Origin of the sequence: Nocardia sp. NPDC020380 (genome assembly GCF_044386975.1) — a bacterium.
In the GTDB taxonomy this organism is placed as follows: Bacteria; Actinomycetota; Actinomycetes; order Mycobacteriales; family Mycobacteriaceae; genus Nocardia.
The window spans coordinates 13,686-36,314 of the sequence record NZ_JBIRVQ010000008.1 but is presented as its reverse complement, the minus strand read 5'-3'; the positions used below and the strand labels follow the sequence as shown (position 1 = coordinate 36,314).

General features: G+C 69.2%; 20 protein-coding genes. 7 read left to right on the top strand and 13 right to left on the bottom strand.

The features are described 5' to 3' along the window. Nucleotides 1-39: 39 nt before the first annotated feature. The gene (locus tag ACH438_RS22710; protein ID WP_397009144.1) at nucleotides 40-1,428 is read left to right on the top strand and encodes an ABC1 kinase family protein; all 1,389 of its coding nucleotides are present in this window, start codon (nucleotides 40-42) and stop codon (nucleotides 1,426-1,428) included. Nucleotides 1,429-1,611: 183 nt separating this feature from the next. Here the strand turns inward: ACH438_RS22710 and ACH438_RS22705 are convergent, their stop codons facing one another. From ACH438_RS22705 to ACH438_RS22695, 3 genes are all read right to left on the bottom strand, one after another. Beyond that, nucleotides 1,612-1,845, bottom strand: coding sequence for a WhiB family transcriptional regulator (locus ACH438_RS22705; protein WP_397009142.1), 234 nt, complete (start codon nucleotides 1,843-1,845; stop codon nucleotides 1,612-1,614). A 215-nt stretch (nucleotides 1,846-2,060) separates the two neighbouring features. Then, a complete protein-coding gene (locus ACH438_RS22700; protein WP_397008312.1) occupies nucleotides 2,061-2,420 on the bottom strand; it encodes a hypothetical protein in 360 nt (119 codons plus the stop codon). 216 nt (nucleotides 2,421-2,636) lie between these two features. Further along, nucleotides 2,637-4,790 (bottom strand): ATP-dependent DNA helicase UvrD2, encoded by a 2,154-nt coding sequence (locus tag ACH438_RS22695; RefSeq protein ID WP_397009140.1) that lies wholly within the window; start codon nucleotides 4,788-4,790, stop codon nucleotides 2,637-2,639. Nucleotides 4,791-4,916: 126 nt separating this feature from the next. On the opposite strand from ACH438_RS22695, the gene ACH438_RS22690 reads away from it, so the two are divergent. Next, a complete protein-coding gene (locus ACH438_RS22690) occupies nucleotides 4,917-6,317 on the top strand; it encodes a low temperature requirement protein A (protein ID WP_397008310.1) in 1,401 nt (466 codons plus the stop codon). Nucleotides 6,318-6,350: 33 nt separating this feature from the next. Here ACH438_RS22690 and ACH438_RS22685 read toward each other — a convergent pair whose 3' ends face one another. From ACH438_RS22685 to ACH438_RS22675, 3 genes are read right to left on the bottom strand one after another with little or no spacing between them, the layout of a single operon-like run. Then, a complete protein-coding gene (locus tag ACH438_RS22685) occupies nucleotides 6,351-6,860 on the bottom strand; it encodes a MarR family winged helix-turn-helix transcriptional regulator (RefSeq protein WP_397008308.1) in 510 nt (169 codons plus the stop codon). Next, nucleotides 6,857-7,279 carry an EVE domain-containing protein gene (locus ACH438_RS22680; protein WP_397008306.1) on the bottom strand — a complete coding sequence of 141 codons (423 nt, stop codon included), beginning with the start codon at nucleotides 7,277-7,279 and terminating at the stop codon, nucleotides 6,857-6,859. The genes ACH438_RS22685 and ACH438_RS22680 overlap by 4 nt, the downstream gene beginning before the upstream one ends. Next, complete coding sequence (locus ACH438_RS22675; RefSeq protein ID WP_397008304.1) at nucleotides 7,276-7,695, bottom strand: SRPBCC family protein; 420 nt, start codon at nucleotides 7,693-7,695, stop codon at nucleotides 7,276-7,278. Before ACH438_RS22675 ends, ACH438_RS22680 begins: the two co-directional genes overlap by 4 nt. 102 nt (nucleotides 7,696-7,797) lie before the next feature. Between ACH438_RS22675 and ACH438_RS22670 the strand changes: the two genes are divergently transcribed. Next, complete coding sequence (locus tag ACH438_RS22670) at nucleotides 7,798-8,049, top strand: mycoredoxin (protein ID WP_397008302.1); 252 nt, start codon at nucleotides 7,798-7,800, stop codon at nucleotides 8,047-8,049. A gap of 69 nt (nucleotides 8,050-8,118) precedes the next feature. Here the strand turns inward: ACH438_RS22670 and nudC are convergent, their stop codons facing one another. From nudC to ACH438_RS22650, 4 genes are all read right to left on the bottom strand, one after another. Further along, the gene (gene nudC / locus ACH438_RS22665; protein WP_397008300.1) at nucleotides 8,119-9,030 is read right to left on the bottom strand and encodes an NAD(+) diphosphatase; all 912 of its coding nucleotides are present in this window, start codon (nucleotides 9,028-9,030) and stop codon (nucleotides 8,119-8,121) included. 17 nt (nucleotides 9,031-9,047) lie between these two features. Next, the gene (locus ACH438_RS22660; protein ID WP_397008298.1) at nucleotides 9,048-10,106 is read right to left on the bottom strand and encodes a potassium channel family protein; all 1,059 of its coding nucleotides are present in this window, start codon (nucleotides 10,104-10,106) and stop codon (nucleotides 9,048-9,050) included. A 99-nt stretch (nucleotides 10,107-10,205) separates the two neighbouring features. Next, the gene (locus ACH438_RS22655) at nucleotides 10,206-13,823 is read right to left on the bottom strand and encodes an ATP-dependent helicase (protein WP_397008296.1); all 3,618 of its coding nucleotides are present in this window, start codon (nucleotides 13,821-13,823) and stop codon (nucleotides 10,206-10,208) included. 241 nt (nucleotides 13,824-14,064) lie between these two features. Continuing rightward, a complete protein-coding gene (locus ACH438_RS22650; RefSeq protein ID WP_397009138.1) occupies nucleotides 14,065-17,787 on the bottom strand; it encodes an ATP-dependent helicase in 3,723 nt (1,240 codons plus the stop codon). 130 nt (nucleotides 17,788-17,917) lie between these two features. Between ACH438_RS22650 and ACH438_RS22645 the strand changes: the two genes are divergently transcribed. From ACH438_RS22645 to ACH438_RS22635, 3 genes are read left to right on the top strand one after another with little or no spacing between them, the layout of a single operon-like run. After that, nucleotides 17,918-18,703, top strand: coding sequence for an alpha/beta fold hydrolase (locus ACH438_RS22645; protein WP_397009136.1), 786 nt, complete (start codon nucleotides 17,918-17,920; stop codon nucleotides 18,701-18,703). A 12-nt stretch (nucleotides 18,704-18,715) separates the two neighbouring features. Then, on the top strand, nucleotides 18,716-19,024 hold the full coding sequence (locus ACH438_RS22640) for an MGMT family protein (RefSeq protein WP_397008294.1): 309 nt from the start codon (nucleotides 18,716-18,718) through the stop codon (nucleotides 19,022-19,024). A gap of 56 nt (nucleotides 19,025-19,080) precedes the next feature. Beyond that, a complete protein-coding gene (locus ACH438_RS22635; protein WP_397008292.1) occupies nucleotides 19,081-19,821 on the top strand; it encodes a VOC family protein in 741 nt (246 codons plus the stop codon). A 42-nt stretch (nucleotides 19,822-19,863) separates the two neighbouring features. Here ACH438_RS22635 and ACH438_RS22630 read toward each other — a convergent pair whose 3' ends face one another. Together ACH438_RS22630 and ACH438_RS22625 are read right to left on the bottom strand one after the other, a co-directional pair. Further along, nucleotides 19,864-20,142 carry a WhiB family transcriptional regulator gene (locus ACH438_RS22630; protein WP_397008290.1) on the bottom strand — a complete coding sequence of 93 codons (279 nt, stop codon included), beginning with the start codon at nucleotides 20,140-20,142 and terminating at the stop codon, nucleotides 19,864-19,866. A gap of 51 nt (nucleotides 20,143-20,193) precedes the next feature. Further along, nucleotides 20,194-20,631: a hypothetical protein gene (locus ACH438_RS22625; RefSeq protein ID WP_397008288.1), complete on the bottom strand. Its 438-nt coding sequence runs from the start codon at nucleotides 20,629-20,631 to the stop codon at nucleotides 20,194-20,196. Between the two features lie 259 nt (nucleotides 20,632-20,890). Here ACH438_RS22625 and ACH438_RS22620 point away from each other — a divergent pair, with 259 nt between their 5' ends. Then, nucleotides 20,891-21,679, top strand: coding sequence for an alpha/beta fold hydrolase (locus ACH438_RS22620; RefSeq protein ID WP_397008286.1), 789 nt, complete (start codon nucleotides 20,891-20,893; stop codon nucleotides 21,677-21,679). Here ACH438_RS22620 and ACH438_RS22615 read toward each other — a convergent pair. Beyond that, complete coding sequence (locus ACH438_RS22615; protein ID WP_397008283.1) at nucleotides 21,662-22,480, bottom strand: helix-turn-helix transcriptional regulator; 819 nt, start codon at nucleotides 22,478-22,480, stop codon at nucleotides 21,662-21,664. The genes ACH438_RS22620 and ACH438_RS22615 overlap by 18 nt on opposite strands. Between the last annotated feature and the right edge of the window lie 149 nt (nucleotides 22,481-22,629).

The following is a 22,629-nucleotide window of genomic DNA, read 5'->3' as shown; positions in this document are numbered from 1 at the left end:
ACCACTATCCTTCGCGACCCGAAAGAACGGGCAATTCCCATGGCGCACCGTCTGGGACATCGGCATGATGGGAACGTGTCAGAGATTGTGAGCAAGCGCTCTTCCCGCAATGCCAAGCTGGCCAAGATCCCACTCGGCATCGCAGGGCGGGCGGCCGTGGGATTCGGCCGCAAACTTGCCGGGGGAGACAAACAGGAAATCAATGCCGAACTGAACCAGAAGGCCGCCGAACAGCTCTTCGCCGTCCTCGGCGAACTCAAGGGCGGCGCCATGAAATTCGGTCAGGCGCTGTCCGTGATGGAAGCCGCGGTGCCCGAGGAATTCGGCGAGCACTACCGCGAGGCCCTCACCAAACTGCAGGCCGCCGCGCCGCCCATGCCGGCCGCCGCCGTCCACCGCCAGCTCGATCAGCAGCTGGGAACCGCATGGCGCCAGCGCTTCCAGGAGTTCGACGACACCCCCACCGCCTCGGCCAGCATCGGCCAGGTACACAAGGCGGTCTGGGCCGACGGCCGCGTGGTCGCGGTGAAGGTGCAGTACCCCGGCGCCGACGAGGCGCTGCGCGCGGACCTGAAGACCCTCAATCGCATGGCCGGCATGATCGGCGCGCTGATTCCCGGCGCCGACGTCAAGCCCGTGCTGGCCGAGATCTCCGAGCGCACCGAGGAAGAACTCGACTACCGGATCGAGGCCGGCTACCAGCGCCAGTTCGCGAAGGCCTTCGACGGTCATCCGCGGTTCGTGGTGCCCAAGGTGGTGGCCAGCGCGCCCAAGGTGATCGTCACCGAATGGCTGGACAGCGCCAGCTCGGTCGCGCAGATCATCCAGCGCGGCAACGAGGATCCGGAAGGCACCCGCGAATTGCGCAACCGGGTCGCCGGGCTGCTGGGCGAATTCCATTTCAGCTCACCGTCGATCGCGGGTCTGCTGCACGCCGATCCGCATCCGGGCAACTTCATGGTGCTGGAGGACGGCCGGCTGGCCGTCATCGATTACGGCGCCTGTGCGCCGCTGCCCAATGGTTTTCCGCCCATCCTCGGGCAGATGGTGGCGCTGGAGGTCGACGGCCGCTACGACGAGCTGACCCAGCTGCTGCACGACAATGGCTGGGTGATTCCCGGTAAGACCCTGACCCATCAGGAGATTCAGGACTACCTGCGGCCGTTCACCGACCCCATCAAGACCGAGACCTTCCACTTCACCCGCAAGTGGATGCAACGGGTCGCGGGCAAGGCCACCGACATCACCAATCAGGACATGATGAAAACCGCTCGGGCCATGCAACTTCCGGCCGAGCACGTCATGATCTTCCGCGTCCTCGGCGGTTCCGTGGGCATCTGCGCGCAGCTCGATGCCGAGGTCCCGTTCATGAAACTGATGAAGGACTGGGTTCCCGGCTACGCCGAAACCCTCCGCACCGCAAGCTGATCGCACCCGCTCACCTATCGCACTCACCCTCAGACGCAAAACGACCCGCTTACCATCCGGTAAGCGGGTCGTATGCGTTCAACTCCCCCGTCGATGAGGGTGGTCATGCCTCCGCCTCGCTAGCGCTCGACTGCGGCATAACCACCCAGGTGGCTGTGCCCTTTGTCCGCTCGCTTCGCTCGCTCATGCCACCGCGACCTTGCGCGGGCGGCCGCGAGGCCGCTTGCGGGCGATCACGACACCCTGGTCGAAGATCTCACCGCCCCAGACACCCCAGGGCTCACCACGATCCAGCGCGGCCGTCAGGCAGCCCTTCCGGATCGGGCAGGAGGCGCACAGCGTCTTCGCCTCTTCCAGCTGGGCAGGGTTCTCGGCGAACCACAGGTCGGGGTTACCGGCCCGGCAGGGCAGGGTCATCGTGACACCCCGGCGCACCCGGGTAGTCGTGGCCACGGTATTGCGGCATGTCACTCGTTCACGGATAACCGTGGTGGACACGTCGTTCTCCTTCAGCTCGTGCAGCGGTTGTTCGTTCTTCCGCGAAACCGGTGCCGGTGGCTGGAGGCCGATAAAACTATGGCCACGGTTTCGCGTCTGTCGCGATCCGTGGCCAGGAGGCTGGGATTGAGTCCCTACCTGAGTCGACTTCGGTGTCGACTCCTGATCACGGTCGCTGGGTGGGTGTTCGGGCGGAGGCGGAAGGCCTGCGTATCGGCCGGGTTGACACCGGCTTCGATGACGACGGCGCCGGTGGCCGCATACACGGCTGCCGGGTGCCACGCGCCCATGGGCTTGTCCTGCTTGATCACGATCTGCTCGTCTGCTTGGGCTTTGGTTGCAAAACCCTGAAGAGCGAAATCGGCGCTTCCACTGGACAGACGAATCCCCTGCGCGAGGATCCCCCGGGAGGCCGACATGACGGACACAACAGATGCCATCGCCAGATCGCCGGCATGCATGCCGGTTGCGTTGACGTTCAAGATGTTGTTCATCGAAATCTGCCTCCCTTCCATCACTCGTTGCTATCAGTTACCGTGCGCGCCGAGAGGAACTCCCGGGTGCATGCGAACCACACTAGGTATATATACGGATGCGCACAACTATTTTTTGACCTGCGCTTTTGGGGGCTTGCGCACACCGGAACTCTCGTGGACTCTCGAGTCCCGCCGCCTTCGGCGGCGGGACTCGAACGGGAGAAGAAGGGCGATTCATCCCTCGGCCCGCGCCCGGGAGCGGACGATCGCGAGCACGTCGGCGCCGTAGGTCTGGAGCTTCTTCGCACCGATGCCCGGGATGGCCACGAGGGCGCGGTCGTCGGAGGGGCATTGTTCCGCGATCGCGGTCAAGGTGACGTCGCTGAAGATTACGAAGTGCGGGAGGGAGAGGGCTTCCGACTTCTCCTTGCGCCAATCCTTCAGGGCCGTTAGTAGTTCCTGATCGATATCCGCGGGGCAGCGGGAGCAGCGGCCGAGCATGGTTGCGGTGGTGTTCAGCAATGGGCGGCCGCAGACTCGGCACGTCGGGTGGACGCGTTTGGGGCCGCGGGCGGCGGTGGTGTGCGGGGCTATGCGGGAGGCGGGTGAGTCGTCCGGGACCAGGCCGACGAGGAAGCGGGAGCGGCGGCGTACTTTGCGGCCGCCTTCGGAACGCGCCAGGGCCCAGGACAATTGGAGGTGTTCGCGGGGGCGGGTGACGCCGACGTAGAGGAGGCGGCGTTCCTCTTCCAGGGCCGCCTCGTCGGAGACCGTGGAGTCGGGGCCGAGGACGTGCTGGATGGGGAGGGTGCCGTCGGCGAGGCCGACCAGGAAGACGGCGTCCCATTCCAGGCCCTTGGCGGCGTGCAGGGAGGCGAGGGTGACGCCCTGGACGGTGGGTGGGTGCCGGGCTTCGGAGCGGGCGGCCAGTTCGCGCAGCAGGCCGCTCAGATCGAGCTCCTCCTCGTGCGCGGTGAGTTCCTCGGTGAGCTGGACCAGTGCCATGAGCGAGGACCAGCGTTCGCGGGCCTGCGCGCCGACCGGTTCCTCCTTGGTGAGGCCGACCTTGGCCAGGGCGGCGCGCACCAGCGTCACCAGATCCGCGCCGCGGGCATCGGGCAGGTCGTCGCGATTGGCGGCCTGCCGCAGGGCCTGTACCGCCTGCCGGACCTCGGGACGATTGAAGAAGCCTTCACCGCCGCGCACCTGGTACGGGATACCGGCCTCGGTCAAAGCCTGTTCGTAGACCTCGGATTGGGCGTTGATGCGGTAGAGGATCGCGATTTCCGCTGCGGGAACGCCCTTTTCGAGCAGTTTCGCGATCTTGCGGGCGGTGGCGGCGGCCTCGGCGGGCTCATCGTCGTATTCGGCGAAGCCGGGTTCGGGGCCGTCGGCACGCTGGCCGATCAGCTGCAGGCGGGTGCCCGCGATGCGGCCGCGGGCGGCGCCGATCACCCGGTTGGCGAGCGAGACCACCTGGGGGCTGGAGCGGTAGTCGCGTTCCAGCCGGATCACGGTGGCCTCGGGGAAGCGGCGGGAGAAGTCGAGCAGGGCGGCCGGGCTGGCGCCGGTGAACGAGTAGATGGTCTGGTTGGCGTCGCCGACCACGGTGAGATCGTCCCGATCGCCGAGCCAGGCATCGAGCACGCGCTGCTGCAGCGGGGTGACGTCCTGATATTCGTCGACCACGAAGCTGCGGTAACGGCCGCGGAATTCCTCGGCGACGGACGGATAGTCCTCCAGCGCGGCGGCGGTGTGCAGCAACAGGTCGTCGAAGTCGAGCAGCAGGCCGTCGGGGGTGTTCTTGAGCGCCTCGTAGTAGGTGTAGACGGTGGCGACCTTCTTCGCGTCGTACGGGGCGTCGCGATGCAGGCGGGCCACCTCGCCCGCGTAGTCCTCGGGCGCGATGAGAGAGGCCTTGGCCCACTCGATTTCGCTGGAGAGGTCGCGCAGGCTGTCGGTGTCGGTGGACAAACCGGCGCGTCCCGCGGCCTGGGCCACGATGGGGAACTTGCTGTCCAGCAGCTTCCACGGCACATCCCCCACGACCTGCGGCCAGAAATACCGCAGCTGCCGCAGTGCCGCCGCGTGGAAGGTGCGGGCCTGCACCTGCCCCGCCTCACCCCCGAGCCCGAGCGCACGCAGCCGATTCCGCAGCTCCCCCGCCGCTCGCGCGGTGAAGGTCACCGCCAGCACCTGGTCGGCCCGCACATGCCCCGAAGCCACCAGATGCGCGATCCGATGCGTGATGGTCCGCGTCTTACCGGTCCCGGCTCCCGCCAGCACACAGACCGGTCCCCTCGGTGCGCGCACGGCCGCTGCCTGCTCGGCATCGAGTTCGTCGAGCGCGAGCTTCGGCTGGGTCGGCGCGGCAGTCACGCGCTCCATCATGACAGCGCCCTCCGACACATCCCCCACGCATCACGCGATCCACGGCCGATGTCACCCAAAACCGGCCGGTCGGGACTGGCGCGGATCCACACATTCCGCCCGCGCGCGCGTTAGCGTGCCGACGTGGCAGACGAGGTGGACCCGGCACACACCGCCGGGCAGAACGAGGCGAGTGCGGCCGCCCCGGCAGGAAACGGCGCGGCACACACCGTCCCGCGTGGCGCGGCGAAAACCACCGCGGACCGCGCGGCAGGTGCGAGCAGCACAGCGGGTGCGGCCGACGAGGATGCGGCGAACGGCGGCCACGGGGAACGGCATGCCAGTTGGATGGAGTTGTTCTTCGATCTGGTGGCGGTGGCGGGGATCGGGCAGCTGACGCATCTGTTGCATCGGGGGCCCTCGCTCGGGGATTTCGGGTTGTATGTGGTGCTCTACCTGGCGTTCTGGATGGTGTGGGCGTGTATCACGCTGTACGGCAATATCGCCCGGGATCACACGCGGGTGTGGTTGATGATGGCCGCCATGCTGGGGCTCGGGTTGATGGTGGCGGCGGTGGCGGGGCTGCCGGATCGGCACGCGACCACGTTCGCGGCGGTGTACGTGATCGTGCGGATGGGATCGGCGCAGGTGTGGGGGCGCGGGCGGGTGGTGGTGGACTGGCCGACCGCGCAACTGTCGATCGGGGTCACGCCGTGGATCATCTCGCTGTGGGTCAGCGAACCGGGGAAGTACTGGTGGTGGGCCGCGGGGCTGATCATCGATCTGTGGGCCATGTTCGCGGTCAGCGGCGAGAAGATGTTCGCCACTATCCGGCGCGAATACGACCGGCGCATGCGGAAGCTGGCGGCCGCACCCGGATTCGACGGCGGCCGCATGCCGAAACTCGTTGCCCTGCACGCCGATCCGGCGCATCTCGGAGAACGGCTCGGCCTCTATGTGATCATCGTGCTCGGCGAGGGCGTCATCACGGTCGTCGACGAGGTGGGCGGGGTGAAATGGAATGTCACGGTGCTGAGCCTCGGCTTCGCGGCCTTCGTGATTCTCGCCGGACTATGGGCGCTCACGTTGCTCTACGGTTTCATCCCACGGCTGACCACGACGCCGGATCTCGATGTGCCATGGCAGCACGTCATGCTCGCGCACTGTGTCACCACCGGTGCGCTGGCCACCATCACCGCCGGGCTGGGTCTGACCATCGACCACGCGAGCAATCACCTGACCACTGGTATCGGCTGGGCCTTGTGCGGCGGTGCCGCAGCCTATTTCGCGTCGGTCGCGCTCAGCGGCGCACGTAGTGGAGTCGGCCTGCGCGGCATACTGGCCTGGCCGATTCCCTGTGCCCTGCTGTCGATCCTGCTCGGCGCCTTCGCCGCCCACCTCACCGCGCTGCCGCTGATCTGCGCGATCGCGGTCCTGGTGGTCTGGTCCCTGCTGTGGGAGACCTGGAAGGCGGGCAAGTGGCGCACCGGTTCCGGCCCCGCCCGCCCGCGCCGCCGTCGGAGGTCCGCCCCTGCCGCGACCTGAAATTCCCTGCCCCGGAATCGAATCCGGGTCCGGTCAGGTGCGGTCGCGGAGGCGGCGGAGGGCGGCGGTGAACTCCGGGGTGTGGTCGGCCAGCGGGGCGAAGAAGTCGTGGTCGCAGGCTTCGACGGCGACGATGGCCCGATTGACCAGGGCCGCACCGGATTCGGTGGGTACCAAGGATTTGGCGCGGCGGTCGGTGGGGTGGTCGCGGCGTTCGATGAGGCCCTTCGTTTCGAGGGTACGCAGCACCTGGGAGGTCATCATGGGGTCGGTGGCGGCGTGGGTGGCGAGGTCGCGCTGCATGACCGGGTCGCCGCCGGAGCCGGCCGTGAGCCAGGTCAGCGAGGCCAGCAGCACGAACTGGACGTGGGTGAGGTCGAAGGGTGCGAGGGCCGCCCGCTGGGCGGCCTGCCACCGGTTGGTCACCTGCCAGAGCACGAGTCCCGGGCTTTCGTCGGCGTCACCGAATTCGGTGTGCAGGCCGGTGGTTCCGGCCTGCGTGTCCGCGGGCTTGCCGGTCGTGCTGTCACCGTGCGCCGTCACCGCCCGACCATAGCGCGGGCGATGAGGTCGAAATCGTGGGCGGTGAGTTCGACCAGTCCGCGGCGGAGCACGATGCCCCAGTTGGGTTTGCTGGTCAGGTCGAGTTCGGACTGCAGTTCGGCGATGGGGGTCTGGCGTGCGGTCTTGTCGTAGCTGACCTGCCGCCGCCAGGGGCGGAAGCAGCCGCCCTGGTCTTCGGCCTGCCAGACCGGGACGTCGTCGATATTGCCGAGGGCGGTGAAGGCCCGCACCGGTTCGCCTTCGCTCATGCCGGTGCGGGGTGAGTAGTAGACCAATCCGTCGCCGGGACTCATGCGTTCGACGGGTGCGCGTTTGCCGTGATTGGCCTGGGCGATGCCCTGCTGGACACCGCGTTGCACGTGGTCGCGGGAGACGACGGCGAGCCAATAGCGGGTCATGCCGGCACCCCCTCGGCGACGGCGACGAGCGCGTTCAGGTCGGCGCCAACGGATTTGGCGAGGTCGCCGCCGAGCACCTTGGTCCAGAACCAGCCGAGCGGGCCGTCGATGGAGATGCGGACGGTGACGGTGGTGCGGTCGGTGGTTTCGACGTGGTGGGCGAAGGTGAGGCGGGCGCCGAAAAGCTTGGAGACGTCGATGAATTCGGTGTCGGTGAGCTTTTCGATGACGAAGCGGGTCTTGGGTCCGCCCTTGGGCTTGAGGGTGCCGGTCGAGCCTTCGGCGAACGGGCCGTCGAGGCGGACCCATTCGGTGTCCTGGTTCCATTCGGGCCAGGTGGCCATGTCGGCCCACTTGGCGAAGAAGGCGGCGGGAGCGGCGGTCGAGGTGGCGGTGGCTTCGGCGATCTGCGTCATGAGAATAGTATGCGCGCTTACTACTTCTCCGTCAAGCCCCGCCCGCTATGACGGGGCTCACTCCCAGGGAACAGGAGTCATGGGGGCTGCGTTGCACGATCCGTGACTGCAACGGACCTGACCATGTACTCGACGACCTGGTGCGGCTACTGCCGTCGGCTGAAGAAGCAGCTGGACGAAGCCGGTATCACGTACGAGATCATCGATATCGAAGACCATCCCGACGCCGCCGAGTTCGTCGGCAGCGTGAACAACGGCAACCATGTCGTTCCGACGGTCAAGTACCGCGACGGGTCCACCGCCACCAACCCCACCCTCGTCCAGGTCAAGGAAGCGCTCGCCGCCATCGGCTGAGCCTCCACATAGGAAAAGCCGCACACCCGGGCTTCTCTTCACCGGATGTGCGGCTTTTTGCTGTCCGAATCAGCTTGCGGCAGCCCAGGATTCGACGATGGTGCGGGCGATCGAGATGGAACCCGGCAGCAGCAGGCGCGAGGCCGCCGCGTCACCGGTCCCCCACGCGCCCGCCGCCAGCGCCTGCCGCACCTCGTCGCGGGTGAACCACTCCGCCTCGGCGATCTCGCCGTCGTGGAAGGTCAGCGGCTGCTCCGGATCGGCGAGAGCGGTGAAGCCGAGCATGAGCGAGCGCGGGAACGGCCAGGGCTGGCTGCCCAGGTAGCGGATATCGCGGACCTCGACGCCGACCTCCTCGGCCATTTCGCGTTCGACGCAGCGTTCCAGCGATTCACCGGCCTCCACGAAGCCGGCCAGGATCGAGAACAGGCCCTGCGGCCAGGTGTGCTGGCGGGCCAGCAGGACGCGGTCGCCGCCGTCGTGGATGAGGACGATGACGGCCGGGTCGATGCGCGGGAATTCCTCGTGCCCGGATTCGCTGGTGCGCGACCAGCCGCCGTTGGTGATCGTGGTCGGGGTGCCGTCGCCGGCGCTGAAGTGGGCCTTGTCGTGCCAGTTCAGCAGGGCGATGGCGGTGGACAGCAGGCCGGTGCCGAAGTCGTCCAGGTCCAGGGTGCTGCCGTAGGCGCGCAGGTCGGTCAGCGTGCCTTCGATGTCGTTGTCGCGCACCGCCCACAGGTGGGTGTCGCCGTCGACGCCGAGGAAGACGGTCTCCGGCGCGGGCGCGGAGCCCAGCGCCACGGCCTCGTCGAGCACCACCTTGCCGTCCTCGATCCGGACCTGGCCGCGCTTGTTCATCCGTAGCAGTTTGGCTTGCGCCCAGCCCTCTTTCAGGGCCTGTTCATCACTGCGGAGGTCCTCCGCACGGTCGAGAGTGGAACGGGACAAGACCGGGACAGCATTCAGCTGAAACTCTGACACAAGGTCGAGACTAACCGTCAGCTTTGCACGCGCCTCAGGTAGAGGAGTTTGTCGCCGGTTTCCAGCGCGTCGGTTTCCGGGTCGCCGACGCGGATGAGGACCTTGTCGCGGACCACGCCGAGGACGATATCGCGCAGATGACGGGGTGAACCGCCGACTTCCTCGGGTTCGACGTCACGTTCGGAGATGGCGAAACCGGCCTCGGGGGTGAGCAGGTCTTCGATCATGTCGACGACGGCCGGGGTGGTGGTGGCGATGCCGAGCAGGCGGCCCGCGGTTTCAGAGGAGACGACCACCGAGTCGGCGCCGGACTGCCGCAGCAGATGGGTGTTCTCGGCCTCACGGACGGACGCGGAAATCCTTGCCTTGGGGTTGATTTCGCGTGCGGTGAGGGTGACGAGGACGGCGGTGTCGTCGCGGTTGGGGGCGACCACCACGGCCGCGGCGTGCTGAACTCCGGCCAGCCGCAGCACATCCGAGCGGGTGGCGGAGCCGTGCACGGTGACCAGGCCGGCATTGGCGGCGGTTTCCAGCACCACCGGATCGGTGTCGACGACCACGATGTCGGCGGGTTGCACGCCGTCGCCGAGCAGGGCGTCGACGGCGGTGCGGCCCTTGGTGCCGTAGCCGACGACCACGGTGTGATTACGCACGGAACGCCTCCATCGCTGAATCTTGAATGCCTGCCGGGATCGTTCGGTGAGCACCGCCAGGGTGGTGCCGACCAACACGATGAGGAAGAGAATGCGCAGCGGGGTGACGACCAGGATATTGATGAGCCGCGCGCTCGCGGTGACGGGCGTGATATCGCCGTAGCCGGTGGTGGACAGCGAGACCGTGGCGTAATAGGCGGCGTCGAGCAGGCCCATCTTCTCGCGCGCATTGTCGTGATAGCCGTCGCGGCCGATATAGACGACCAGAGTGGCGAAGGCCAGCAGGAATACCGCCAGGCCGAGCCGCCGGGCCAGCGCCCACCAGGGGCTGGACTGCGCGGTCGGGACGCGCAGAATGCCGACGAGTGCGAAGTCGGGGCGTTCGGTGAGCCGGCCCAGAGCCCGCGATGCGTCACCGAACATGGGGATCACCGGCCCGTTTCGGGTTCTTCAGCTGCGGCACAGGACCGGAGCGTACCGGGCGAATCACCGATTCCGGAGTTCGACCGGGGCGCGTCGCGGCTAGCGGATGGGTTCCGGGGGCAGAGATTCCGGGTCGGGCGGCGGCTCCAGGTCGAAGAGGGGGTCGCTGTCCGGCGGGGGTTCGTGCTCCGGGGGCGGGACGTCCTCGTTGGGCGATTCGTAGCGCAGCATTTCGACATCGGTCGGGGGTACGGCGCCGTCGTCCGGATCGAGTTGCGGGGGTGTGGGTTCGGCGCGTTCGGGGGCGTTGGTGCGGATGAGGTCTTCGAGTTCGGCGGGGCCCGGCACGTGTTCGGGGGCGATGGTGCGGCCGGTGCGGACGTAGTGGAAGGCGGCGGTGACGTGGTCGAGCACGTCGGCCTCGGGGATGCCGGTGCGGGCGGATTCCAGGCGGGCCCAGGCGAGACGGTAGACGGCCAGCTGGACTGCGACGGAATCCTCTTCCGCGGCGGTGGGTTCGGCGCCGGTCTTCCAGTCGACGACCACCCAGCCGCCGTCCGGGCGGCGGAAGACGGCGTCCATGCGGCCGCGGATCACGGTGCCCGCGAGGGAGGTTTCGAAGGAGACCTCGACGTCGATCGGATTGCGGTCGGCCCACGGGGAGGCGAGGAAGGACTCTTGCAGGCGTACGAGTTCCGCGTCGCGGTCGCCCGCGTCCTCGGCGCCGGGGAGTTCGTCGAAGCCGAGCAGGCGGGTGCCGGCGAACCAGCGTTGCAGCCAGGCGTGGAAGGCGGTGCCGCGGCGGGTGTAGGGGCTGGGCGGGTAGGGCAGCGGGCGGCGCAGGCGCGCAGCGAGTTTCGCCGGATCGGCGCGCAGGTCGACCAGGGAGGTGGCGGCCAATTGGCCGGGCAGTTCGACCTCGCGCACCGCTTGCTCGGCGGCGAGGTGTTCGGCGATGAGGGCGTCGACGTCCTGTGCCCAGCCCTCGGGATCCTCGTCGGCTTCGGGGTCGTCCTCGGGGGCCGGGTCGCCGAGTCCGAGGTCGAATTCGATCTGCTGGGGCCGGGATTCGGCGTGCAGGGCGGTGAGCGCCGCATGCACCAGGGTGGCGCCCTCCTCCACGAATTCGCGGCGGGCGCCGAGCGGGTCGCGGGGCCAGGTGGCGGTTTGCGGGTTGTCGGTGAAGGGGTTGGATGTTTCGGGCGGCGGATCGTCCCAGCGGTCGATGCGGACGCCGCGGGACAGGTCCGAGCCGGGGATCTCGGCGGCCTGTTTCAGGTCGAGCAGGAAATCGGAGGGGCCCTTGGGTTTCGCGCCGGTCTCGGCCCACCAGTGCGCGGAGACGAACAGGGCGCGTTCGGTGCGGGTGAGGGCCACGTAGAAGAGGCGGCGTTCCTCGTCGATGCGACGGGCGGCGAGGGCCTTCTTGTGCTCGTCGAGGGCGCGTTCCAGATCGGGGCGGTCGTAGACGTTTTCGAGGTCGAGGACGGGGACGCCGTCGGTGGCGTCGTCCTGCTGCCGGTCGCCGCGCAGGGTGGTGGGGAGTTCGGCGAGAGCGCCCATCCAGGTGGTGGTGCCGGTGCCGGAGGGGAAGGTGCCGTCGACGACGTGCGGGACGGCGACCACCTCCCATTCCAGGCCCTTGGCGGCGTGCACGGTGAGGACCTGCACGCGGTCGTGCGCCACCTCGACCTCGCCGGGTTCCAGGCCGTTCTCGACTTCCTCCGCGGCGGCGAGGAAGTCGAGCAGGCCGGTCAGGGAGGAGCGGTGGTCGGCGCTGTAACCGGCGACCACGTCGGCGAAGGCGTCCAGGTGTTCGCGGCCGGCGGCGGCGAGGGCGCGGCGGGCCTGGGTCTCCACGCCGACGCCGATGGTGCGTTCCACATCGGCGACGAGTTCGGGGAGCAGTTGGCCGCTGCGCTCGCGCAGGGCGGCGAGTTCGCGGCCGAGGGCGACTATGCGGGCGTAACCCGCTTCGGAGTAGGAGTATTCGTCCGGCTTACCGGGGTCGGCGATGGCATCGCCCAGGCCGGCCCGTTCGGCGGGTTCGGGGGCGACTTCACGCAGGGCCTCGTCCAGGGTGGCGGTGTCGGTGATGGCGGCGGTCTGCCCGGTGGGGCGGGAGATCGACAGGTCGCGGGCGCGGCGGGACAGGGCCGCGATATCGGCGACGCCGAGCCGCCAGCGGGCGCCGGTGAGCAGGCGCACGGCGGCGCTGCCCGCCGACGGGTCGGCGATCAATCGCAGGGTGGCAACGATATCCGCGACCTCCGGGGTGTGCAGCAGGCCGCCGAGGCCGACGATCTCCACGGGCAGTCCGTGCTCGCGCAGGGCTTCCGCCAGTGGTGCGGCGTCCGCGTTGCGGCGTACCAGCACCGCCGAGGTGGGCGGCGGATCGCCCTCGTCGGCTGCCGCTTCCCATTCGGCGGCGATTCGTTCGGCTACCCAATCTCGTTCCTCGGCAACGGTTTCCGCAAGAGCCAAGGCGACTACACCCGGCGTGGCATCCGGTCGTGGCCGCAGCGCGTCCACCGTCACCCCGCCGCCCTGCGCCGCCCGCAAGCGCAGTGGATCCGCGACCAGGTTCGCCAGATCCAAGGCTTCCGGCGGATTCCGCCAGCTGGTGAGCAGCGGCAGGATCGGGGCGGGAACACCTGGCGCACTGGGGAAGTCGGTGGCGAATCGCGGCAGGTTCGCCGCCGATGCTCCGCGCCAGCCGTAGATCGATTGCATGGGATCGCCCACCGCGGTCACCGCAAGCTGTTGGCCGTCAACGCTTTCCACCGGTCCTGTCGTTGCCGGCGCCGCCGCGCCGAACAGGGACGAAAGCAGGATGCGCTGGGAGTGGCCGGTGTCCTGGTATTCGTCGAGGAGGACGAGGCGGAAACGGGTGCGTTCGGCGGTGCCGACCTCGGGGTGCAGGGCGGCGAGCCGGGCGGAGAGGGACATCTGGGCGCCGAAGTCGAGGGCACCACGGCGGCGCAGTTCCTCGGCGAGGCGATTCACCAAGGGCAGCAGGGAGACTCGCTCGTGCTGGGTCTCGAGGATGTCGAGGAGGGCCTTCTTCGGGCCGCCGCGCTGTTTCGGGCCGGCGGGAAGGGTGTGCACGAGGCGGTCGAGTTCGCGGTGCGCGGCGGTGAGGTCGCGGGGTTCGACGAGGTGTTCGGCGAGCTGGCCGGAGAGGGCGAGCACGGCCTCGGTGACGGAGACCGGCGTGCGATCGGTCTCGAGGTCGCCGTCCCAGGTGGAGACGACGCGGTACGCGAGCTGCCACAACTGGGTCTGGGTGAGCAGCGTCGCGGTCGGCTCGACGGGCAGCAGCAGCCCGTATTCGCCCAGCAGCCGACCGGCATACGAGTGATAGGTACTGATCTCCGGCTCCGAGGAACTGAGAACCCCCCGCAACCGCCCGCTCGGATCGATATCCCGCACGATCGGCGCCCCCGCGAGCCGCGCCAGCCGCGTGCGGATACGAGTAGTCAACTGCTGCGCCGCTTTCCGCGTGAACGTCAGCCCCAGCACCTGCTCCGGCTCGACCAGCCCATTGGCCACCATCCACACCACCCGCGCGGCCATGGTCTCCGTCTTCCCCGCCCCCGCACCCGCCACGACGAGCGTCGGCCCCGGCGGCGCCGCGATGACCGCAGCCTGCTCGTCGGTAGGAGCCGGCAGACCGAGGGCCTCGGCCAGCTGCTGCGGCGTGATCCGCGCGCTCATCGCCGCAACGCCGGGTCGGCGAAGGACGACGCCGCGCTCACTACGATGCCCGCGCGCAATCCCTTGTGCAGCAGTAGCGATCCGCGCCGGATGCGCTCGGCGGCGGATGCCGACCGGCGGCGCCCTGCACAGGGCACGAGTTCACTCACGCGCATCGGCCGCGGCAGCAATGGCGTGCACGGGAGTTCTCCCACGCGTTGCGGCGTGGGCGGATGATGTTGTGCGGCAGGGGCAGACGAGATCACTCGTCTGTCACCTGGCGTCCGGTGTCCTGGACGGGGCAGCTGCCGGCGACCTTGCAGTGGCGGCAGCCGTCGTTGCGCATGGCGAGGTAGCTGGGGCCCTTGGAGGCGTCGGCGGCGTCGTGGATGATGCCGCGCCAGGTGTCGATGCCGTCGGCGTCGAGTGGGGGTTGGAGGCGTTGGGTGGCGCCTTCTTTGGTGCTGGGTTTGGCCACATAGACGAGGCGGGCGCCGCCGGGCTCGCCGTCGCCGAGGGCGCCGGAGGCGGCGGCCACCTGGTAGGTGGCGAGTTGGGCGTGGTCTTCGGCGGCCTGTTTGGAGATGGGGGTCTTGCCGGTTTTGACGTCGACGATGACGAAGCGGCCCAAGGGGTCTCGCTCGACGCGGTCGACGCGGCCGCTGATGCGGACGGGGCGTTCGTCGGGGGTGCGGGCGGGGAGGATGCAGTCCACGGGGACTTCGACGCCGATGGCGGTGAGTTCGTCGCGGGTGTTGCGCAGCCAGGCCAGGAAGGTGTCGACCATGGTTTCGGTGCGGCGGAGTTCGGCGCGGGAATGCCAGTTCTCGCCGTCGCGGGAGCTGGGGTCGACCTTCTTCCACGCCTTGGCGAGCGCCTGTTTCACCTGGGCTTCGTCGACCTGGCCGGCGAGGGCCTGGACGAGGGTGTGGACCAGGTTTCCCTTGAGCGCGTGCGGGTTCTCGCCGTCGCCGCCGCCGTGGCGTTCCAGCGCCCAGCGCAGCGGGCAGGTCTTGAGCTGGTCGACCGTCGAAGGTGAGAGGGCGATGGCGCTGTCCTCGTCGCCCCACAGGGAGTCGGCGGTGGAGAGGGTGGCGGTGCCGTACCAGTCGTCGGGGTGGGCGCCGCGCACGCCGGCGCGGGCCAGGCGGGCGAGCTGGCGGGCGGCGCGGGCGCGACGTTCCGGGAGGGCTTCGGGATCGCAGGCGGCGGCGCGCAATTCGGCGATGAGGGCGTGCATGGCGAGGGCGCGGCCCGGATCGACGGGCGGCGGGATGCGGCCGGGCTGCCCGTCGGCGGCGTCGGCGTCGAGTTCGGCGAGGAAGCGGGACGGGACCAGGTCCTGATCGCCGGTCACCGATTCCACCGCGGTCACCAGCAGCGAGCGTTGCGCGCGACTGCAGGCGACCAGCAGCAGCCGCCGTTCCTCGGCCAGCAGCGGCGCGGCGCGGCTCACCCTCTCCCCCGAACCGCCCACGCCCGCAAGCACATCCACGAGATCCTCGACGCCCAGCAGGGTGCCGCGCGGCCGCAGGTTGGGCCAGATCCCCTCCTGCACGGCGGCCACCGCGACGGTGTCCCACTCGCGGCCCGCGGCGGCGTGCGCGCTGCAGATGGTGACGGCCTCGCCCGGATCGGTGTGCGGCGCATTGTCCTGCGGAATCTCCTGCTGCTCCAGGTATTCCACGAACCCTTCGACGGTGGCGCGCGGCAGCCGATCCACATACGCGGCGGCGGCCTCGAACAATCCCACGACGGCGTCGAGGTCGCGATCGGCCTGCATCCCGACCGCTCCCCCGCGCTCGGACTGCCCCACCCAGCGCCGCTCCAGCGTGGACCCGGTCCACAAGGCCCACAACACATCTTCGAGCCCGGCCCCGCCGCGCCGCACCTTCCCGGCCCGCCCGAGCGCCTTCAGCACCCGCCGCAGCGGTGCCGCCTCGACGTCGGTGAGCCGTTCCAGAATCACCCGATTGCCCATGCCCACCAGCAGATCCCGCAAAATCTCGGCCGACGACCGATCCAGATCCGCGAACCGATCCACAGCCTCGAGATCCGCGCCCGAATCCCGCCGCGCCGACGCCGGAATGCGTTCCGCCACTGGAGCATCGGCCGCGACGCCCGGATCATCCGCCACGGCAGCCGAACCAACGGCCGCAGCAGCGTGTTCCGGCGCGGAATCATGCTCGCCTGCCGGCGAACCCGGCAAGCCATCCGTGTCCGCGTCCGCCGGCCGCTCCGGATAGCCGAGTTCGATCACGGTGCGGCGGATACCGCGGCGCAAGCGGCGCAGGCTGATCTGGTCGGCGCCGCCGAGCGGACCGGCCAGCAGGTCGAGGGCATCGTCCGCGCTGAACGGGATGGGGCGCGGGAACCGCACCTGGGTGGGATCACCCGCGGTGACGGCGCGCAGCGCGAGCAGCATCCAGGCCGCGCCACGCCGGCGGGCGAGCGGAACATCCGCGGGCGGTTGGCGAACCGGCACACCGGCGGCCAGCAGGGCGCGGCGCAGCGGAGCCAGGGAGAGCGGCACCGAGCGGACGATCACGGCCATCCGCGACCAGGGCACACCGTGTGTGAGGTGGGCCCGGCGCAGGTGGTCGGCGATCAGCGCCGCCTCCTTCGCCGGGGTGGTGAGCACCTGCACGCGCACCTCGCCCTCGGATTCGGCGGCATCCACACCCATTCCGGCGCTGCCCGGCAGGTCGTCGCGTATCGCGCCCGCGTCGGCGAACCCTGGGGCGACGGCATCCACACGCGGCCGTCGGCCGCGCTTCGCGGGATCCGGCCCGGCCTGATCCGCATCGAGCTCTTCGCGGAGCCGCGTGGTTTCCGGATCGGTCGTGGCCGTGTCGATTTCGCGGAGGAAGTCCGCGGAGTCGGGGGCGCGGAGGTGGGCCGGCGGGATGCGGTGGGGGGCGGTGCCGGGGAGGCGGGAAGTGATGCGGGTGGCTACTTCTCGGATGGGTGGGGCGCTGCGGTGGTTGGCGGGGAGGATTATGCGGCGGTCGGCGGGAGCTTCGGGGTCGAGGGAGAAGCGGGGGTCGGCGCCGCGGAAGGTGAAGATGGATTGGTCGGGGTCGGCGGCGAGGATGGTGGTGGCGGGGCCGCTGCCGATGCCGCGGATGAGCTGGGCGGCATGCGGGTCGAGGTGCTGGGCGTCGTCGACGAGGAGGCAGTGCAGGCGATTGCGTTCGGCGGCAAGGAGTTCCGGGTCGAGTAGGAAGGCGTCGATGGCGGCGCCGACGAGTTCGGCGGCGTCGAGGGCGGGGGCGCTGGCTTCGGGGACGTCCATGCCGACGGACCAGCGGAGCAGCTGGATCTGTTCGTAGCGTTCGGCGAAGCGGCCGGCGGCGACCCACTCCGGATGGCGGTGGGTGTGGCCGAGTTCGATGAGGTCTTCGGGGCCGAGGCCGCGTTCGGTGGCGCGCAACATGAGGTCGCGCAACTGTTCGGCGAACCCGGTGGTGGGCAGTGCGGCGTGCAGGCGTTCGGGCCAGTCGGGTGCGCCGTCGGCGAGTTCGCCGCGCAGCAGTTCGCGAATGGCGATGTCCTGTTCGGAACCGGTGAGCAGGCGCGGCGGCGGATTGCCGTGGGTGGCGGCGAAGGTGCGCAGCACCCCGAAGGCGTAGGAGTGCACGGTCCGGACCAGTGGCCCGCGGGTGGCGCCGGGTACGCCGCCGAGTTCGGGATCGGCTTCGGCGATGCGCGCGCTGATGGCGGTGCGGACAGCCGTGGCAGCGCGCTTGGAGTAGGTGAGCACGAGCACCGAGTCCGGGTCGGCCCCGGCCGCGATGCGGGCGGCGGCCGCGTCGACCAGCAGTGCGGTCTTGCCCGTGCCCGGCCCGCCGAGCACCTGCCAGGGCCGCCAGCCGGGGTCGATGCCGAGGTCGTCGAGCAGCGGCCGGATAGCGGCGTCCCACTCGCGAGAGCGAGATTCAGCCGCGACCCGGCGCACCAACTGCACCGAGCTATCCGATCGCATCACGTCGGCTATTTCAACAGACCGCCCCGACAGATTTTGTTTGCCATCGGTTGGCCGTGCCGCTGGTCACAGTGTGCGGGCCGTTCATGTCGCGGTGCGGGCGCGGTGTGTCCCGGCCGTGGGCAGCAGAATGGGCGGGGTGTCGAATCTTCATGTTCATCGTTTCGGTCCCTCGACCGGTCCGGTCGTGCTGGCTTTACACGGGCTGACGGGTCACGGCGGGCGCTGGGAAGCACTGGCCGTCGAACAGCTGCCCGATGTGCGGATTATTGCCCCGGATCTGCGCGGGCACGGGAGGTCGCCCGGCGTGCCGCCCTGGGATTTCGAGACCCTGGTTTCCGATCTCGTGGCGCTGCTGCGGGCCGAAACGGGCGAACCCGTGGTTGTGCTCGGGCATTCGTTCGGCGCGGCCACCGCGCTGCACCTGGCGCATCGGCATCCGGAGCTGGTGCGCGGCCTGGTGCTGCTGGATCCGGCCATCGGGCTGGATCCGGATTTCATGCTGCAGATCGCGAATTCGGTGCTCGCCAACCCGGATTACCCGAGTGTCGAGGCGGCGCGTTTCGACAAGCTGGAAACCGCGTGGGCCGAGCTGGATCCGGCGATCCTGGACGCGGAACTGGCCGAGCATCTGATCCCCACGGCCGCGGGCCGATTCGAGTGGCGGCTGACCATGCCCGCGATCATCTCGTACTGGGGTCAGCTGGCCCGCGATTTCGTGCTGCCGCCGCGAGACCTGCCGACGGTGCTGGTGCAGGCCATGAAGGTGGATCCGCCGTTCGTCACGCCGGCCTTCCGGTCCGCGCTCGCCGCGCACCTGGGTGATCGGCTGGCGGTGCACGAATTCGATTGCCATCACATGGTCGCGCAGGCGCGTCCCGCCGAAACCGCCGCGCTGTTGCGTTCGCTGCTCTGAGAGGATCGCGGGATGCCCACTTCCGATGCCGAAATCGAGCAGGTCCGGGAATTGGTGGCGGCCATTCCGCCCGGCCGGGTGTCCACGTACGGCGATATCGCGGCCGCGGTGGGTCTGTCCACGCCCCGGACGGTCGCGTGGATCATGCGGACCGATTCGGCGGATCTGCCGTGGCATCGGGTGTTGCGCGCAAACGGCACACCCGCACCGCATTTGGCGCACCGGCAGCTCGAGGAATTGCGGGCCGAGGGCTGCCCGATGGTCGACGGCCGGATCGATATGCGCCGCGCCCGGCACACCTTCGATCTGCACGACGCCTGACACCGCTTCGGCGAAACCTGACCCGCGCGCGCCGGGACCGCGGTTACCGTGGAGGCATGTCCACCCGGCTGGCGTGCGTGGTGTTCGATGCGGAGCAGCCTCGGGCCGTGGCCCGCTTCTGGTCCGAGCTGCTGGGCTGGGCGGTGACCGTGGACCGGCCGGATGCGGTGGAGGTGGCCGCGCCGGATCCGGACGGGCTGGATGTGGCGCTGACCTTCCTGCCGGAGCGGCGGCCCAAGTCGGCGAAGAACCGGATCCATCTGGATCTGTCCGCGCGTTCGCTGGATCATCAGCAGATTCAGGTGGATCGGGCCCTGTCGCTGGGTGCGCGGCGGGTGGATCTGGGGCAGGGCGCGGTGCCGTGGGTGGTGCTGGCGGATCCGGAGGGCAACGAGTTCTGCGTGCTGGAGCCGCGTGAGGAGTACGTGGATACCGGCGCGGTGGCGGCGATCGTGGTAGATACCCGGAATCCGTTGCGCCTGGCCGAGTTCTGGTCCGCGGCGGCCGGGTGGCCGATCACGCACGACCGCCGCGACTACGCCGGTATCCGTTCCGCTACCGGGCAGGGTCCGTGGCTGGAGTTCCTGCGGGTGCACGATGCGGCCGATGCCCATAGCCGGCTGCACCTCGATCTGATCGCCTTCCCGGCCGACGACCCGGCCGAGGAGGCGGCGCGGCTGCGGGCCGCGGGCGCGCTGCCGATCGGTCCGGGTCTGCCGCCGGCGAACGCGTCCGCGGTGGTGCTGGCCGATCCGGAGACCAATGAATTCTGCCTACTACCAGCGATTTCCGATTGATCGGCCCACTTCCCCTGGACCGATCCGCCGGTTCGTGACAGGTCAGGCGGCTCCGCGTTCGCGGCGGCGCCGTTCCCGGGGCGAGAGTCCGCCCCAGATGCCGAAGCGCTGGTCGTGGGCCATCGCGTAGTCCAGGCATTCCCGCCGCACCTCGCAGCCGGCGCAGATGCGCTTGGCCTCGCGGGTGGAGCCGCCCTTGTCGGGGAAGAACGCCTCCGGATCGGTCTGGGTGCACAGCGCGCGCTGATGCCAGGATTCGCCTTCGAATCCGTCCCGGCGCGCAAGGGATTCGAACATGGCGTCGAAATTCGTGAATAGCATTTTCACCGTCGTGCCCCTTCGAAATGTTGGTTCGGATTACGCGATGCGGATTTACGCGCGGACGGTCCCGCAGTCGCCGACGGCGGCCAGGCGGGCCTGTTCGGCGGGGCCGAAGATGCGGCGGTTGTGTACCGCGGCGGGAGTGTTCGACCATGGTGCGAGTGCGGTGGTGAACATGAGTTCGCACCAGCTCAGGGCCGGTACCGCACCGCCCGAGAGGGTATTGAGCAGCGAGAGTTCGGTATCGGAGTGATGCCAGGCGGCGAAGAGCCAGGAGGCGTCGAGGCGGCCGAGGAATTCCTCGGCGTCCTCGGGAATCCCGAGCGGCGCGTCGACCGCGAGGTGTACGACCGCGGCGATCGCATGGCGCATACGCGCATCCAGGCCCACCCCGTCGTGCAGCAGGAGCCCTTCGAGCGATTCGCGCAATCCCGCACCGCGATCGACCCGGAAGTCATTGCGGCGGGTTGCGGTGGTGGCGTCGAACATTGTTTCCTCCCTGAGAAATTGCACTCGAAACTGAAGCGCGACGGCATGATTCAAATCGAAATCCGATCTTGTTGTCCAGTTATAAGTGAATCTGGGGCAAACCCCTAGCAGTAGTGACACTGGCCAGTGTGGGTACCCGTCGGGAACGGCACGGAAGGGTGCCTGGCACCACACCGGCAAACATCGGTCCGCGAACGGTTCCAGCATCTACGGTCTGACCATGCCTTATGTGCGATCAGGTGCCGCCACAGTCCATTTCGTGACCAGCGACGTTCCCGGTCCGACCCTGCTGCTCGCCCACGGGTTCCTCATGGACGAATCCATGTTCGAACCCATGCGCGAATCCCTGGCAGCCGCCGGAATCAATCTCGTGACAATTGACGCCAGGTGCCATGGACGCACTCAGTCACCAGAAGGGGAACCCTTCAGTTATTGGGATCTCGCGGCCGACGGATTGGCGGTACTGGATGAACTCGGGATCGGCGGCGCCGTAATCGGCGGGATGAATCAGGGCGGCTACTCCGCGCTGCGCATGGCGCTGCTCGCGCCGGAACGGGTGTCCGGGCTGGCGCTCATCGATACCGAGGCCGGCGCCTGCAGCCCGGCCGAACTGGCCTTCCAGCGCACCTTCTTCCAGCGCTGGGCCGGTCCGGAACCGATCGCGCCGCTGGTGGCCGAGCTGGCGCCGCAACTCATCGGCGGTACCGATCCGCGGCTGTGGCGGACCTGGACCAGCCGCTGGTATTCCTCGGATCGCCGCGCCATCCTGCCCGCGGCGCGCTGCCTGATGGATCGCCGCTCGGTGCTGCATCGGCTACCCGAGATCACCGCGCCGGCACTGGTGTTGCGCGGCAGTCACGACGGCGCCAGCACCGCACAGAAATCGGAGGCGCTGGCCGCCGGTCTGGTGGGCGCGGACGGTGTGGTGACCGTGCCGGGCGCGGGGCACGGGGCGGTGTGGACGCATCCGGAGGTGGTGGCGCCGTTGCTGATCCGCCTGGTGCGGCGGGCCACCGCCCCGCGGCCGGGTCTACTCGTCCAGATGTGAGGGATCCAGCGCCGCACCGGTTTCCGAGCACCAGGTGGGGATGCCGAGGTAGATCTGGATCTGGTTGGGGTAGGCGGCGCTGAAGACGCTGAAGAGCTGGACCGAGATGGCCCGGCAGCGGTCGGTTTCGAGATCGTGGAGGTGCATGGTGGGGCGGGGCCGCCCGTATAGCGCGATGCCCTCGTCCCACATCTCCCGGAAGAGCCCGAAATGCCCCAGCTCCGCGAGGAATTCGGCGGACCAGGCGGTATCGCCGGAGCCGGCGATGAGCCCGCGCAGCCAGTGCACGGTGAGCCGGACCTCCGCCTCCCAGTCCAGCACCACCCGGCGGGCGTGCTCGTTGCCGAGGTACCAGCGCAGGATATTGACGTCCTCCTCGATGCCGGGGAAGGCGCGGCGGTAACTGTCGTTGCAGGCCAGCACATTCCAGCGGCTGTCGACGTAGGCGGCCAGATTCGGCTCGTGCAATTCGAGCGCGCGGTGCATGTCGTCGGTGATTTCGGCGCGCAGTTGTTCGACGCTCGGGAATTCGGCGACGCCGAGTCCGGCCAGATCGAGCAGATGCCGGCGCTCGACGACGGACAGCGGATCTATTCGATCCAGATATCGCATGAGCGCATCGACCACTTCGCGGGTCGGATGGCCGCGGTCGCCCTTCTCCAAATGGCTGATGTAGCTGGCGCTCACGCCCGCATTGAACGCGAGTCTTTCTCGCGATACGGCGCGCGCGTCCCGCAGCTTGCGCAGCAGCAGCCCGAAAGTCGGCGGTTTCAGCTCGTCGGAGTCCCTAGTGGGTTTCACGCCCAGCACCACGCCGATCCCTCTCCCACAAACATTCAGCAAACCAACCTTCATCGCTTTGGGCCCTGCCGGTACCGGACGGCTCGGCCCACTCTGACGCCTGCTGGGAACCTCGACGGAGGCCGCGAACTCCGCCAGTTCTCGCTCCG

What these genes read in the sequence shown, in the direction of transcription:
- ACH438_RS22710 (WP_397009144.1), top strand. Translation starts at nt 40, where the DNA reads ATGGCGCACCGTCTGGGACATCGGCATGATGGGAACGTGTCAGAGATT.
- ACH438_RS22705 (WP_397009142.1), bottom strand. Translation starts at nt 1,845, where the DNA reads ATGACCCTGCCCTGCCGGGCCGGTAACCCCGACCTGTGGTTCGCCGAG.
- ACH438_RS22700 (WP_397008312.1), bottom strand. Translation starts at nt 2,420, where the DNA reads ATGAACAACATCTTGAACGTCAACGCAACCGGCATGCATGCCGGCGAT.
- ACH438_RS22695 (WP_397009140.1), bottom strand. Translation starts at nt 4,790, where the DNA reads ATGGAGCGCGTGACTGCCGCGCCGACCCAGCCGAAGCTCGCGCTCGAC.
- ACH438_RS22680 (WP_397008306.1), bottom strand. Translation starts at nt 7,279, where the DNA reads ATGACCCGCTATTGGCTCGCCGTCGTCTCCCGCGACCACGTGCAACGC.
- ACH438_RS22675 (WP_397008304.1), bottom strand. Translation starts at nt 7,695, where the DNA reads ATGACGCAGATCGCCGAAGCCACCGCCACCTCGACCGCCGCTCCCGCC.
- ACH438_RS22660 (WP_397008298.1), bottom strand. Translation starts at nt 10,106, where the DNA reads ATGTTCGGTGACGCATCGCGGGCTCTGGGCCGGCTCACCGAACGCCCC.
- ACH438_RS22655 (WP_397008296.1), bottom strand. Translation starts at nt 13,823, where the DNA reads ATGAGCGCGCGGATCACGCCGCAGCAGCTGGCCGAGGCCCTCGGTCTG.
- ACH438_RS22650 (WP_397009138.1), bottom strand. Translation starts at nt 17,787, where the DNA reads ATGCGATCGGATAGCTCGGTGCAGTTGGTGCGCCGGGTCGCGGCTGAA.
- ACH438_RS22645 (WP_397009136.1), top strand. Translation starts at nt 17,918, where the DNA reads ATGGGCGGGGTGTCGAATCTTCATGTTCATCGTTTCGGTCCCTCGACC.
- ACH438_RS22640 (WP_397008294.1), top strand. Translation starts at nt 18,716, where the DNA reads ATGCCCACTTCCGATGCCGAAATCGAGCAGGTCCGGGAATTGGTGGCG.
- ACH438_RS22635 (WP_397008292.1), top strand. Translation starts at nt 19,081, where the DNA reads ATGTCCACCCGGCTGGCGTGCGTGGTGTTCGATGCGGAGCAGCCTCGG.
- ACH438_RS22630 (WP_397008290.1), bottom strand. Translation starts at nt 20,142, where the DNA reads ATGCTATTCACGAATTTCGACGCCATGTTCGAATCCCTTGCGCGCCGG.
- ACH438_RS22625 (WP_397008288.1), bottom strand. Translation starts at nt 20,631, where the DNA reads ATGTTCGACGCCACCACCGCAACCCGCCGCAATGACTTCCGGGTCGAT.